The organism is Pseudomonas sp. Pdm06 (genome assembly GCF_014851795.1).
Lineage (GTDB): Bacteria > Pseudomonadota > Gammaproteobacteria > Pseudomonadales > Pseudomonadaceae > Aquipseudomonas > Aquipseudomonas fluorescens_AA.
Map to the genome: position 1 here is coordinate 195,384 of NZ_JACVAH010000011.1, position 12,343 is coordinate 207,726.

At 61.1% G+C, this 12,343-nt stretch carries 13 protein-coding genes; 4 read left to right on the forward strand and 9 right to left on the reverse strand.

What is annotated here, in order from left to right; all coding sequences use genetic code 11:
* Nucleotides 1-11: 11 nt before the first annotated feature.
* The gene (locus tag IB266_RS18950) at nucleotides 12-1,304 is read right to left on the reverse strand and encodes a murein hydrolase activator EnvC family protein (protein ID WP_192262086.1); all 1,293 of its coding nucleotides are present in this window, start codon (nucleotides 1,302-1,304) and stop codon (nucleotides 12-14) included.
* Between the two features lie 214 nt (nucleotides 1,305-1,518).
* Nucleotides 1,519-3,048: a 2,3-bisphosphoglycerate-independent phosphoglycerate mutase gene (gene gpmI / locus IB266_RS18955; protein ID WP_192262087.1), complete on the reverse strand. Its 1,530-nt coding sequence runs from the start codon at nucleotides 3,046-3,048 to the stop codon at nucleotides 1,519-1,521.
* A 152-nt stretch (nucleotides 3,049-3,200) separates the two neighbouring features.
* Between gpmI and IB266_RS18960 the strand changes: the two genes are divergently transcribed.
* Genes IB266_RS18960 through secB form a run of 3 tightly spaced genes read left to right on the forward strand, consistent with a single transcriptional unit; the run spans nucleotide 3,201 to nucleotide 4,392 of the window.
* Nucleotides 3,201-3,614, forward strand: a complete 414-nt coding sequence (locus IB266_RS18960; protein WP_060739607.1) for a rhodanese-like domain-containing protein — start codon at nucleotides 3,201-3,203, stop codon at nucleotides 3,612-3,614.
* 1 nt (nucleotide 3,615) lies between these two features.
* Nucleotides 3,616-3,870, forward strand: a complete 255-nt coding sequence (gene grxC / locus IB266_RS18965) for a glutaredoxin 3 (protein WP_060739606.1) — start codon at nucleotides 3,616-3,618, stop codon at nucleotides 3,868-3,870.
* Nucleotides 3,871-3,909: 39 nt separating this feature from the next.
* Nucleotides 3,910-4,392 carry a protein-export chaperone SecB gene (secB, locus tag IB266_RS18970; protein ID WP_060739605.1) on the forward strand — a complete coding sequence of 161 codons (483 nt, stop codon included), beginning with the start codon at nucleotides 3,910-3,912 and terminating at the stop codon, nucleotides 4,390-4,392.
* Between the two features lie 189 nt (nucleotides 4,393-4,581).
* Here secB and trmL read toward each other — a convergent pair whose 3' ends face one another.
* Entirely contained in the window at nucleotides 4,582-5,037 is a 456-nt protein-coding gene (gene trmL / locus IB266_RS18975) for a tRNA (uridine(34)/cytosine(34)/5-carboxymethylaminomethyluridine(34)-2'-O)-methyltransferase TrmL (protein WP_192262088.1), read from the reverse strand.
* Between trmL and IB266_RS18980 the strand changes: the two genes are divergently transcribed.
* Entirely contained in the window at nucleotides 5,036-5,476 is a 441-nt protein-coding gene (locus IB266_RS18980; RefSeq protein ID WP_192262089.1) for a hypothetical protein, read from the forward strand. The two genes, trmL and IB266_RS18980, sit on opposite strands and share 2 nt — an antisense overlap.
* 550 nt (nucleotides 5,477-6,026) lie before the next feature.
* Here IB266_RS18980 and ntrC read toward each other — a convergent pair.
* From ntrC to glnA, 6 genes are all read right to left on the reverse strand, one after another.
* Nucleotides 6,027-7,463, reverse strand: a complete 1,437-nt coding sequence (ntrC, locus tag IB266_RS18985) for a nitrogen regulation protein NR(I) (protein WP_060739603.1) — start codon at nucleotides 7,461-7,463, stop codon at nucleotides 6,027-6,029.
* Entirely contained in the window at nucleotides 7,460-8,545 is a 1,086-nt protein-coding gene (gene glnL / locus IB266_RS18990; protein ID WP_053117539.1) for a nitrogen regulation protein NR(II), read from the reverse strand. Before glnL ends, ntrC begins: the two co-directional genes overlap by 4 nt.
* A gap of 253 nt (nucleotides 8,546-8,798) precedes the next feature.
* Nucleotides 8,799-9,422: a DUF4124 domain-containing protein gene (locus IB266_RS18995; RefSeq protein ID WP_192262090.1), complete on the reverse strand. Its 624-nt coding sequence runs from the start codon at nucleotides 9,420-9,422 to the stop codon at nucleotides 8,799-8,801.
* Nucleotides 9,419-9,937: a DUF4124 domain-containing protein gene (locus IB266_RS19000; RefSeq protein ID WP_192262091.1), complete on the reverse strand. Its 519-nt coding sequence runs from the start codon at nucleotides 9,935-9,937 to the stop codon at nucleotides 9,419-9,421. Before IB266_RS19000 ends, IB266_RS18995 begins: the two co-directional genes overlap by 4 nt.
* A 189-nt stretch (nucleotides 9,938-10,126) precedes the next feature.
* Nucleotides 10,127-10,696, reverse strand: coding sequence for a chorismate mutase (locus tag IB266_RS19005; protein WP_192262092.1), 570 nt, complete (start codon nucleotides 10,694-10,696; stop codon nucleotides 10,127-10,129).
* 121 nt (nucleotides 10,697-10,817) lie between these two features.
* A complete protein-coding gene (gene glnA / locus IB266_RS19010) occupies nucleotides 10,818-12,224 on the reverse strand; it encodes a type I glutamate--ammonia ligase (protein WP_014336114.1) in 1,407 nt (468 codons plus the stop codon).
* Between the last annotated feature and the right edge of the window lie 119 nt (nucleotides 12,225-12,343).

A 12,343-nucleotide genomic window follows, 5' to 3' on the forward strand; every position in this document is an offset into this window, starting at 1 on the left:
GATGGGCGCGCTTATCCTTGCGCACGACACCATTGGGCCGGGTCACTGGGGCGACCCTGCTGACGAATAGCGAAATACAGTGCTGGCGTATCCTGCCCGCCACTGTTACCGACCGTGGAGATGGACTCTCCGGCCTTGACCACGTCGCCCGCCGACTTGAGCAGCGTCTGGTTGTGGCCGTACAGGCTCAAGTAACCGTTGCCGTGATCGAGAATCACCAGCAGGCCGGCGCCGCGCAACCAGTCGGCGAATACCACGCGCCCGCCATGCACGGCATGTACCTGGCTGCCAGCGGAGGCGCTGATCATCACCCCGTCCCACTTGGTGCGGGTGTCGTCGCCGCGGGTTTCACCGAAGCGCGCAAGCAATCGACCATTGACCGGCCACGGAAGTTTGCCTCGGGCTGAAGCAAAAGCGCCGCCAAAGGTTTCGCCGTCACTGGAAACCAGTGCGCCGGGGCTGGATTTTGCCGGTTTGCGCGGTGCATCGCCGGCGTCTGCGTCGACCTGGGCTTCACGCAAACGCTTTTTTTCGGCTTCCTGCTGGGCGATCAGCGCTTTCTGGCGCGCTTCTTCCGCCTCTCGGGCCTGGCGGGCCAGGGTCTCTTCGATGGTTTTCAACACATTGGCCAGTTCGGCCTGGTCCTGCTCGCGGGCCTTGAGCTTGCTGTCGCGGGCCTTCACGTCGTCATTGAGCTTGGCCAGAGCCACCTGGCGTTCCTTGCGAACCTTCTCGAGTTCTTCGCGCTGGGTGTCGAGGCTGCTTTTCTGCACCAGCAACTGGGCCTGCTGCAGCTCGATGTCTTTTTCGACATTGGCCAGTTGGCGCAAGGTTTCATTGAAGCTCTTGAGTTGTTCCAGGCGTGCCTGGCTCAGGTAATCGTAATAGGTGAGGGTACGGGCGAATTTCTCGGGGTTCTGCTGGTTGAGCAGCAGCTTGAGGTATTCCTGGCGGCCGTTCTGGTAGGCGGCCCGGGCCTGGATGGCGATCAGCTTTTGTTGTTCAGTGCGCGCGCTCTGGAGTTTTTTTTTCTCTCCATCGAGCCGCTGCAGCTCGGATTCGCTTTTCTTCAGTTCTTTTTGCAGGGCGTCGACCTGCTTCTCCAGCTTGCCCATCTCGGTTTCAGTGCCGCGCAGGTCTTTCTGCACGCTGGATTTCTCTTCCTGCAACTTGCCCAGCAGCTTTTTCAGCTCGGCAATGTCCTGGCGCGTGGCTTCCAACTGCTGTTGGGTTTGCGCGCGCTCGTCGGCAAAGGCCGGTTGGAGCAAGCAGGTCAGAACGAGGGCTATCAGGACGCGAAGCATAGAGGCGGGCGACACCAGGGAAAGGGACGGCCTAGTATGCCCGCCCCACGCCGCAAAAAAAACGCCCATTTGGGGCTGTGTGATAACTGGCCCGAAAAACACCAAGAACCCATGTGGGAGCGAGCTTGCTCGCGATGGCGGTGTATCAGTCAACATCAAGGTTAGCTGATCCGGCGCTATCGCGAGCAAGCTCGCTCCCACAGGGTTTGTGGAATCAAACCAGGATCGAAGTCCCGGTCATTTCCGCAGGCTTTTCCATCCCCAGCAACATCAGCATGGTTGGCGCCACGTCAGCCAGCACGCCACCGTCGCGGACCTTGAAGTCCCGCTTGCCGACATAGATGAACGGCACCGGCTCGGTGGTGTGGGCGGTGTGGGCCTGGCCGGTGGATTCGTCGGACATCTGCTCGACGTTGCCATGGTCGGCCGTGATCAGTGCTTCGCCGCCGACCTTTTCCAGGGCCTCGACGATGCGGCCAACGCAGGTGTCCAGGCATTCCACGGCCTTGACCGCCGCGTCGAACACGCCGCTGTGGCCGACCATGTCGCCGTTGGCGTAGTTGACCACGATCACGTCGTAACGCTGGTTTTCAATGGCGTCGACGATGCGGTCGGTCACTTCCGGTGCGCTCATCTCCGGTTGCAGGTCGTAGGTGGCGACTTTCGGCGAGGGGATCAGGATGCGTTCTTCGCCCGGGAACGGTTCTTCACGGCCGCCGGAGAAAAAGAACGTCACGTGGGCGTACTTTTCGGTCTCGGCGATGCGCAGTTGGGTCTTGCCGTTTTTCGCCAGGTAGTCGCCCAGCACGTTTTCCAGGCTGCCGGCGGCGAAGGCCGAAGGCGCGGGAATGCTGGCGGCGTATTGGGTCAGCATGACGAAACCGGCCAGTTTTGGCTGACGGGCGCGCTCGAATTCCTTGAAATCGTCTTCGACGAACACGCGGGTCAGTTCACGGGCGCGGTCGGCACGGAAGTTCATGAACACCACGGCATCGCCGTCTTCGACTTTCACCGGCTCGCCAATGGTGGTGGCCTTGACGAATTCATCGCTTTCGCCGCGCTCGTAGGCGGCTTGCAGGCCTTCCTGGGCGGTGGCGGCGTTGAATTCGGCGCTGCCGTCGACGATCAGGTTGTAGGCCTGGGACACGCGATCCCAACGGTTGTCACGGTCCATGGCGAAGTAGCGGCCGACGAGGCTGGCGATGCGCCCCTTGCCGAGGGCCTGGAACGTTGCGTCCAGCAGCTCGATCGACGACATGGCGCTTTTCGGCGGGGTGTCGCGGCCATCGAGGAACGCGTGCAGGTAGATCTTCTCGGCGCCGCGCTTGGCAGCCAGTTCGGCCATGGCGATCAGGTGGTCCTGGTGGCTGTGCACACCACCGTCGGACAGCAGGCCCATGAAGTGCACGGCCTTGCCGGCGGCCACGGCCTTATCCACCGCGGCGCAGATGGTCGGGTTTTCGAAGAACTCGCCGTCGCGGATCGATTTGGTCACGCGGGTGAAGTCCTGGTACACCACGCGGCCTGCGCCGAGGTTCATGTGGCCGACTTCGGAGTTGCCCATCTGTCCGTCCGGCAGGCCGACGTCCATGCCGCTGCCGGAGATCAGGCCGTTGGGCACGGTGGCCCACAGACGGTCCAGCACAGGCTTGTTGGCCGAATACACGGCGTTGGATTCGTGGCTGTGACTGTGACCGAAGCCGTCGAGAATCATCAGGACCAAAGGTTTAGGCGTGGTAGTCATGGAATCCACTCGTGGCGGGTTAAAAGAAGACGATGGAAAAGGGACGGGCAGTTTAAAGGTAAGTTCCGGCGGCGTCACCGCCGGGCGGGGTTTGGCCGGCCTTGCGTGCTGTGTATACTGGCCGACATTTTAACGCCCTGGAACCTCCTTCGATGGTTGCTCACCTGATTCAATTTGCCACTAACCACTACATTCTCGTCGGTATCTTCGTCGTGCTGCTGGCGTTGCTGGTTGCCCACACGATGCAGGGCGGCGGTCGCAGCCTGAGCACTGGCGAGCTGACCGCACTGGTCAACAAGGATGCCGGCCTGGTGGTGGACATCCGCCCGAGCAAGGATTACGCCGCCGGTCACATTGTCGGGGCGGTGAACATTCCCCAGGACAAACTGATGGCGCGGATCGGCGAGCTGGAGAAACACAAGGCCAAGACGCTGATCCTGGTGGACGCCCAAGGCCAGCACGCCGGCACCCACGCCCGCGAGCTGATGAAGTCCGGTTTTACCGCCGCCAAGCTGTCCGGCGGCGTTGCCAGCTGGAAAGCCGACAATCTGCCCCTGGTGAAGTGAAATGTCCCACGTTGTTGTCTATTCCAGCGATTACTGCCCCTATTGCTCCAGAGCCAAGTCCCTGCTCCAGAACAAAGGCGTGGCCTTCGAAGAGATCAAGGTCGACGGCAAGCCGCAACTGCGCACCGAAATGACCCAGAAGGCCGGGCGCACGTCCGTGCCGCAGATCTGGATCGGCAGCACCCACGTGGGCGGTTGCGATGATCTGTTCGCCTTGGAGCGCGCCGGCAAGCTCGACGCGCTGCTCAAGGCCTGAATTTCCCACTAAAGAACCTGAAAGTAAGAAGGATCTGCGATGACTGACCAACAGAACACAGCTGCCAGCGAAGAAGAAGCCGCACCGCAATTCTCCTTGCAGCGCATTTATGTACGTGACCTGTCCTTCGAAGCCCCGAAAAGCCCGGCGATCTTTCGCCAGCAGTGGGAGCCGAGCGTAGGCCTGGACCTGAACACCCGTCAGAAAGCCCTGGAAGATGACTTCCACGAAGTGGTGCTGACCTTGTCGGTCACCGTCAAGAACGGTGACGAAGTGGCGTTCATCGCTGAAGTGCAACAGGCCGGGATCTTCCTGATCAAGAACCTGGATGCTCCTTCGATGAGCCACACCCTGGGCGCGTTCTGCCCGAACATCCTGTTCCCTTACGCCCGGGAAACCCTGGACAGCCTGGTGACCCGCGGCTCGTTCCCGGCCCTGATGCTGGCGCCGGTGAACTTCGATGCCCTGTATGCGCAAGAACTGCAGCGCATGCAACAAGAAGGCGGCGCGACCGTTCAGTAAGCGTCCACTGCCAGGCATAGCGCTCGACGGCCAGGCACAAAACCTGTGGGAGCCGAGCCCTGTGGGAGCCGAGCTTGCTCGCGATGAACGATGACACGGTTTTGCAGTTGAACCGTGTCGACCTCATCGCGAGCAAGCTCGGCTCCCACAGGCTCGCTCCCACAGGTGTTTCTGGCTGACAGGAAGGGGTCAGGCGAAGCCGTTCTGCCGCCACGCCTCATAAACCGCCACCGCCACGGTATTGGACAGGTTCAGGCTGCGGCAGCCTTCGCGCATTGGCAGGCGCAGGCGCTGCTCGGTGGGCAGGGCATCCAGTACGTCGGCCGGCAGGCCACGGCTTTCCGGGCCGAACAGGAAAGCGTCACCGGCGACGAAGCTGGCGTCATGGAACGGCCGCGAACCCTTGGTGGTAAAGGCGAACAGACGCGGATGCCCGAGGCTTTCCAGACAACTGGCGAGGTCGGCGTGACGCTGCAAGGTGGCATACTCGTGGTAGTCGAGGCCGGCGCGGCGCAGGCGCTTGTCGTCCATGTCGAAGCCCAGCGGTTCGATCAAATGCAGGTGGCAGCCGCTGTTGGCGCACAGCCTGATGACGTTGCCGGTATTCGGCGGAATTTCCGGTTGAAAAAGGATGACGTGAAACATGCACGGCTCCGCAGATAAAGATGAGCGGCATTCTACGCCGCAAACCGACCGACGTTCGAAGCTAATGCCTCGGGTGATGGGCTCTTTGGCGATCGTTGGCGTGATGGTCGGGCTGATGATCGGGCGCCTGACCACGCCCGAGCCGAGCGCGTTGCAACAGATCGAGGTGACAGACGGAGCGCTGGTGGCCTGGTTCAACAATGAACCCAAGCTCCATGGCGAAATTGTCGACGGCTCAGTGGCGTTGCTGTTCCAAGCAGAAGGCCAGCCGCAGAAGGGCCAGCTCAAGCTCAACGGCAAGGATGTGAACTGGCGGGTGCGTTTGAGTGACGAGGGGTTGTTGCTGACGCTGGTGGCGGCGCGTCCATTGCGAGGGGAGTGGGCCGGCAGCGAGGTCGATGATCGCTGGCGGCTGGAGGTCCGTCTCCAGGAGCAATAAAAGAGGGAATCCCCGGCCTGCCTGTACCAAGGTCCCCAAAACGGGAGGGCTCGCGCTAAGCGCATGGCCCTGGGTGTAAAGAAGGGAAACCTTGACCTGCCTGTATCAAGGCCCCCAAAACAGTGGGCTCGCTGAGCCCGGTATAAAATGGGGATTCCCCGGCCTGCCTGTACCAAGGTCCCCGAAACTGGGTAGTGATCTAGCTATTGCAGGGGGCGTGCCAGTTTTAAATTATTTGTCACAAAAACGCTTTCTGTAACGCAAAAGCCCCGTATTCCGGGGCTTTTGCTTTTGTTTGTGCGGTTTTTTCGAGCTGGGCCGATTGGTTTTGGCGGGTAGTGCATGTGCAATTGCGGTTCGCAGTGCATTGATGCGGTGCATGAGGCCTTTAAAAGCATCGCGAGCAAGCTCGCTCCCACAGGATGGACTGCCCCCAAAAAGTTGGACACCCATCTGACTTTTGGGGGGCAGTCCAGGAATTGCGTTTCCCTTGTGGGAGCGAGCTTGCTCGCGATTGGGCCTTCAAATTCAGCGAAGGGCTGAAGACTGATCAGCCCTCATCCCCGTCATCATCATCCCCACCGTCGACCTTCATCCCCAACTCCTTGATCTTGCGGGTCAAGGTATTGCGGCCCCAGCCCAGCAGCACGGCGGCATCGCGGCGGCGGCCGGCGGTGTGCTTGAGGGCGGTTTCGATCATGATCCGCTCGAAGGCCGGTACCGCGCTGTCCAACAGGCTCGACTGACCGCGGGCCAGGGCCTGGTCGGCCCACTGGCGCAGGGCTTGCTCCCAGTTGGTCACGGGGGCCGAATCCTGGGGCAGGCTCAGGAGTTCCGGCGGCAGGTCGCTGATGTGCACTTCGCGACCTGAAGCCATCACCGTGATCCAGCGGCAGGTGTTCTCCAACTGGCGCACGTTGCCCGGCCACGGCAGGTTCTTGAGGTATTCCTCGGTTTCGCTTTTGAGCAGCTTGGGCTCGACCGCCAGTTCCTGGGCCGCGCGGCTGAGGAAGTGCCGGGCCAGGGTCGGGATGTCTTCGCGACGATCCGCCAGGCGAGGGATATGAATACGGATGACGTTCAGGCGGTGGAACAAGTCCTCACGGAATTTGCCGGCGTGAACCAGGGTTTCCAGGTTCTGGTGGGTCGCGGCGATGATGCGCACGTCCACCTTCACCGGTGTATGGCCGCCGACCCGATAGAACTCGCCATCGGCCAGCACGCGCAGCAAGCGGGTCTGGGTGTCGGCCGGCATGTCGCCGATTTCATCGAGGAACAACGTGCCGCCGTCGGCTTGCTCGAAGCGCCCGCGCCGCAGGTTGGCCGCGCCGGTGAAGGCGCCTTTTTCGTGGCCGAACAGCTCGGACTCCATCAAGTCCTTGGGAATCGCCGCCATGTTCAGCGCGATGAACGGCGACGCCGCCCGTGGGCTGTGGCGGTGCAGGGCGTGGGCCACCAGTTCCTTACCGGTGCCCGACTCGCCATTGATCAGCACAGTGATGTTGGAGTGGCTCAAGCGCCCGATGGCGCGAAACACTTCCTGCATCGCCGGCGCTTCGCCGATGATTTCCGGGGTGCGGGCCAGGGCCGGCACCTCTTCCATGCCTTGTTGTTCCTGGGCGTGCTGGTTGGCGCGCTTGACCAGCGATACGGCTTCGTCGACGTCAAATGGCTTGGGCAGGTATTCGAAAGCGCCGCCCTGGTAGGACGCCACGGCGCTGTCCAGGTCGGAATGGGCGGTCATGATGATCACCGGCAGTCGCGGATGCTGCTCGCGAATCCGCGCCAACAGGTCCAGGCCGCTGGCGCCAGGCATGCGGATGTCGGAGATGATGACGTCCGGTTGCTGACGCGCCAGGCGACTCATCACCCCGTCGGCGCTGTCGAAGCTCTGGGTGGTCATGCCTTCTTGTTGCAAGGCTTTTTCCAGGACCCAACGGATAGAACGGTCGTCATCGACGATCCACACGGTTTCACTACGGCTCATGTCGATGTGGCTCCTTGTTCCAGTGGCAGGAAGATCGAGAAAGTGGTGTGGCCGGGGTGGCTCTCACATTCGATCAAGCCCTGATGCTGACTGATGATGTTCTGGGTAATGGCCAGGCCCAGCCCGGTACCATCCGGACGGCCGCTGACCATGGGAAAAAAGATGGTTTCCTGCAGTTCGGCAGGGATGCCCGGACCGTTGTCGATGATTTCGATCTTGGTCACCAGGCGATGGCGCACGTGGCCGATGGTGAACTGGCGCATGGCGCGGGTACGCAGGCTGATGCGACCCAGGCGCAGTTCGTTCTGGCTGCTGATGGCCTGCATCGCGTTGCGCACGATATTCAGTACCGCCTGGATCATCTGCTCGCGGTCGATCAAGACGTCGGGAATGCTTGGATCATAGTCGCGCACCAAAGTGATGCAACCCTGGCTTTCCGCCTCCACCAGGCTGCTGACGCGCTCCAGCACTTCATGGACGTTGCACATCGCCAGGGACGGTAGCTTGTTCGAGCCGAGCATGCGGTCCACCAGGTTCCGCAGGCGGTCGGCTTCCTCGATGATGACGTTGGTGTAGTCCTTGAGGCTTTCTTCCGGCAGTTCGCGGGCAAGCAACTGTGCCGCGCCACGTATTCCGCCGAGAGGGTTCTTGATCTCGTGGGCCAGGCCCCGCACCAGCATCTTGCTGGTTTCCTGCTTGGACAACTGCGCCTCTTCCTTGGTGATGCGCAGCAGGCGATCACGCGGGTGGACTTCCAGCAGCAACAGGGTGGCGCCGTTGTTCAGGATCGGCGTGACCGCATAATCCACGGTCAGGGTCTGGCCGGTCAGGGCGGTGAGCATCGCCTCGCGCTTGGTGAACGGGTGAGCCTGCTCCACCGCTTGGCGCAGGGAATTGAGCGCTTCGGCAGATTCGGTAAACAACTCGCTGATGAACTGCCCGTGGCTGCGCTGGCCGCTGACGGCCAGGAGCATCTCCGCCGCCGGGTTCATGTACTCCAGACGCAGTTCGGCGTCGAGCAGGATGGTCGCGGTGGTGAGGTTGTCGAGCAGCAAGCGGTGTAGTGCGTCGCTAATGGTCATCAGGACCTCTTTTGGAGCGTAGCAACTCGGGACCGGTCCCAAATTGCGCGCGCGATTAATGCGCTGTCACAAGGAAAATGCAAAAACCAAACCAAGGCTCCGAAAAGAAGCGTTTAGAGCCTCAAAAGGGTGTTTTTCGGTCGCTTGCGTGGCGTTCTGCCAGCTTTTCCGGGTACTTTCGAACCAAAATGGGTTTTTGGACTGAGTAGCGTGCAAGCTATTGCACCAATATAGTGCGACAGCCTGGGTGGTGTTAAAAAAACGGCAAGATGCTGCTTTTTTCTTCTTCAGGCTTTTCGGCGAGAGGGCACTCGGGGCGTTGACCGTAATCGGCCATGGCACAGGGCTTGATGCGGCGCTTCTGCGCAAGGGATATGCGCTGCATGTGGAAGGGCTGGTTGGCGGTGCGTTCGACGATACGGTCCTGCTCGTCGAGGATTTCGACCGCCAGGTGATGGGTGCCTCGATCGATGTCGCTCAAGGCGAATACCGGGCTCGGTCCCGGCGCGCCCGTTGGTTTGCCGTCGAGCAACAGGCGGTAGCGGTGGCCTTTTCTCAGGCTCGGTTCGCTGGTGACACTGACGATCAATTCGCCTGCGGTGCTGCGTATCGTCGCGTCCGGCTCGGGAATCAACAGCCTGAGCATTTCGTAATGAAACAACGGTTCGGGCCTGGCTTCGGTCGCGGGCGCCGAGGCTGTACCCGTGGGCGGCGCCGGCATCCGGTTGCCGGGTGGCAGTTGGACTTTCTTTGCGTTGCCAGGGCGCGGCTGATCGGTGAACACGCGATTGCCCTGGGCATCAATGTAGGTGTAGACCTGCGCCACGCCGGGCATCGCCGTCAGCACCAGGCCCAGCGCGAGCAGCCAGCGGATCATGGCTGGTGCACCCGTTGCACGGTGAAGGTGACGGTTTCGCTTTGCTGCACGAGGTTGTCGCCGTCGATGACTTGAACCGCCAGGCTGTGTTCGCCCCGGTCGATATTCACCAATTGCAGGCGCGGCACGTTGCTCGCTTGGCCGTAGGGCTGCCCGTCCAGCAGCAACCGGAACAGATGCGGGCTGCGCAGGCGCGGTTGAGCGTGTACGCCAACGGTGAAGGTGCCGTTGTTGGCGCGCAGGGCCTCGTCGGTGGGGATGTCGGTCAGTTCCAGGGTTTCGTAGGCATCGCCCTGCTTTTCGCTGTTGATGGGGGGCGTCGGTGTGCCCGGGCTGGCCGGAGACTGGCGTTCGATGCTGTTGAGCGGTGGCAACTCCACCGTCTGGGCCGGGACGCCTTGGGGCGGCTGGTTGCTGTAGGCGGTATTGCCCTCGGCGTCGATGTACTTGTAGATCTGCGCGGCGGCGGGCAGTGCCAGCAGCGACAACAGGATGATTGAAAAACCGCGCCCCATAAAATCGACCGAAAACTAGAAGTGTTGGGTTGCAGCATAGGTCAGGGGGGAGGGTTGGCCCAAGTTGTTGTGTGTTGGGCCATGACCTACCTTGTGGGAGCGAGCTTGCTCGCGATGGCGGAGTGTCAGGCACTGAGGTGTTGAATGTGCTGGCCTCATCGCGAGCAAGCTCGCTCCCACAGGGGGGGCTTAGGCTTTTGTGGAGATACACAGCTCTGCGGTTGCTCGGATCAGGGCGAGCCGGTGCACCGGGTGCTGCTTGTTGTGGTGGGTGGCACGGGCCAGCCATTGCGGGCACTGCGGGTCGGTGCGGTAGGGGGCAAAGTCGGCCAGTTGTTGCAACAGGCGTTTCTGCAGGCGGTCGAGCTGCGGGCGGATCTGCCCCACCAGGTCCGGACGCGGGAGGTCCGGGGCCTTGCCGTCCAGGGCCCAGTCGGACAAGTTGATGTACTGCACCATTTTGTTGGCTTCTATCTGGGCGGCAAAAAACGCTTCCACGGTTTCGCTGCTCAGTTTGTAGGCCGGTGCCTGGGCAACGGCGGCGGCGATGACTTCACGCTCGCGCTGACGGTCCTCTACGGGTTTGCCACTGTCCCATTTACTCAGCGCCACTTGATCGGCGATGGCCAGGCGTTCGCCAATGGCGTTAAGCAACGGGGTCAGGGCCTCGGGGGCGGGAGTCGAGGTCGAGGCGGCTGCGGCGGTGGAGGCCAGCAGCGCGGCAGACAGGGCAAGGCAGAGCTTGAAGCGCAAAGTCATGGGCAGTCTCGTCTTCTATGGGGGGGCTACGGGGCATCATGCACGTAACCTGCGCCCATAAAAAAGGCCTCCCGAGGGAGGCCTTTCTTTATTTCACGCCGTGCGTGGCGGCGCTACCGGATCAGCAGCTGTAGTACAGCTCATATTCCAGTGGGTGTACGAAGGTGCGAACCTTGATTTCTTCTTCGCTTTTCAGTGCGATGTAAGCGTCGATGAAGTCATCGCTGAATACGCCGCCTTTGGTCAGGAATGCACGGCCCTTGTCCAGCTCTTCCAGGGCTTCTTTCAAGCTGCCACACACCTGTGGGATTTCCTTGGCCTCTTCAGGCGGCAGGTCATACAGGTTTTTGTCAGCGGCATCGCCAGGGTGGATCTTGTTCTGGATACCGTCCAGGCCGGCCATCATCAGTGCAGCGAAGGCCAGGTACGGGTTGGCAGCCGGATCCGGGAAGCGTGCTTCGATACGGCGGGCTTTAGGGCTGTTCACGTAAGGAATACGGATCGAGGCGGAACGGTTGCGAGCCGAGTAGGCCAGCATGACCGGGGCTTCGAAGCCTGGTACCAGACGCTTGTAGGAGTTGGTCGACGGGTTGGTGAAGCCGTTCAGGGCCTTACCGTGCTTGATGATACCGCCGATGAAGTACAGGGCAGTGTCCGACAGACCGGCATAGCCTTCGCCTGCGAAGGTGTTCTTGCCGTCCTTGGAGATCGACATGTGAACGTGCATGCCCGAACCGTTGTCGCCGTACAGAGGCTTCGGCATGAAGGTCGCGGTGCGGCCGTAAGCGTCAGCAACGTTGTGTACGCAGTACTTGAGGGTCTGTACTTCGTCAGCCTTCTTGACCAGCGTGTTGAATTTCACGCCGATTTCGTTCTGGCCGGCAGTCGCCACTTCGTGGTGGTGAACTTCGACGGTCTGGCCCATTTCTTCCAGTGCGTTGCACATGGAGGTACGGATTTCGTGGTCGAAGTCGAACGGTGGAACCGGGAAGTAACCGCCTTTGATGCCTGGACGGTGACCTTTGTTACCGCCTTCCACGTCCTGGTCGGACATCCACGAGCCTTGTTCGGAGAAGATCTTGAACATGGAGCCGGAGATGTCGGACTTGAACTTGACCGAGTCGAAGATGAAGAACTCAGGCTCAGGACCGAAGAAGGCGGTGTCGCCGATACCGGTGGACTTCAGGTATTCCTCGGCGCGGTGGGCGATGGCGCGTGGGTCGCGGTCATAGCCTTGCATGGTCGAAGGTTCGATGATGTCGCAGACCAGGATCAGGGTCGGCTCTTCGGTGAACGGGTCCAGGACGGCGGTTTCGTCGTCCGGCATCAGGATCATGTCGGAGGCTTCGATGCCTTTCCAGCCAGAGATGGAGGAGCCGTCGAACATTTTCCCGATTTCAAAGAATTCGTCGTCCAGCGCATCACGGGCCGGCATGGTCACGTGATGTTGAGTACCTTTGGTGTCAGTGAAGCGCAGATCAATCCACTTGACGTCATGATCTTTGATGAGTTGAACCGACTTCGACATATGTCCTCCGGGTGGCTTCGGGCGGGTAGTGGAGTGCCCTTAGATATGGGTGATGCCGGCGCGAATACTCTGCCAAGGCAACCTGCCTCACAAGGGAGCAAATTGCATGCCAGTGCCCC